Origin of the sequence: Bradyrhizobium nitroreducens (assembly GCF_002776695.1) — a bacterium.
In the GTDB taxonomy this organism is placed as follows: domain Bacteria; phylum Pseudomonadota; class Alphaproteobacteria; order Rhizobiales; family Xanthobacteraceae; genus Bradyrhizobium; species Bradyrhizobium nitroreducens.
Genome location: NZ_LFJC01000010.1, coordinates 1 through 954 on the forward strand (window position 1 = coordinate 1; position 954 = coordinate 954).

1 protein-coding gene is annotated in these 954 nt (G+C 61.3%); it reads right to left on the reverse strand.

Features of this window, described 5'->3' with window-relative positions; translation table 11 throughout:
- Nucleotides 1-592 precede the first annotated feature (592 nt).
- Nucleotides 593-954: hypothetical protein (locus TSA1_RS38655; protein ID WP_100181580.1), on the reverse strand; the 362-nt coding region annotated here is incomplete at its 5' end.

A 954-nucleotide genomic window follows, 5' to 3' on the forward strand; every position in this document is an offset into this window, starting at 1 on the left:
GAACCGATGTTAGCCATGTCACTTCTCCTGTTGTGTTTCGAGCCCGCGACCACCGCGGCCTCGATGGCGATCTAGGGCCGAGGACGATCGGCGACGCACCCGCTCGGGCCGGAGCGCAGCGGAGGACGTCGTTGCGGCGACTTTCTTGTCTCGCGAGGAATGGGCGAAGCCTAGGGGAAGAAAGTCGCATCAACGGCGTTGCGGCTCAGACGATCGAGGCAAAGCCGGTCTTCGGCCAGATCAAGCCATCAACGAGGCCACGTGCGTCCGCGTGCTGAACCACAATCTCTGGAGAAGCCTGGCTAACTCGGTTTTGATGAACAAGAGGTCGGAACGATTCAGCGCGGAAAGAGAAACAATCTCCTGCAAAGGGCGGCATCGTCTCCCAAGAACGGATTAGGTAACATCGCTCTGCCGCGGCTGCGTGGGCCAGACCGAATGCCGGCAGCTTGATCGAGAGTTCCGAGGAGGGACTGCCTCTCGCGCGCTCAAGTTTCGATCTCCGCTGTTCAACGCGCCGATCTACGCGCACCTGTTCGATGACGAAGGCGGTAAACGGACATCCTTCGGGCCATGCGGCCGTAAGAACTGGTCAGGACGGGTTCTCCACCGCCCCACCCGGCTCGAACGGGCGGGTCTCCGCCAAAGCCATCAAGCGCGTCCATGAAGTAACTCCAATGCAAACTGCACCCAGGTAAGCGAAGACCTCACGCCAAGCCTGCGACGGCATCTCGATCTGGGACAGAGCGAATGCCACATGATTGCCGGCGACGGCAGCGGGGACAGCAAATGCGGTCGCGATGGCGATGCGCAAGGTCAAGGACCGGGCAATGGCGACGGCGGCCTGACCGACGGCAAGCGTCAACGCGCCACTGACCGTTCCGATAAGCAGCGCACCAAGCACGCCGGCGCCATTTTGAAACGCGGTCATCCCGATACTCAGTGCGACGAAAA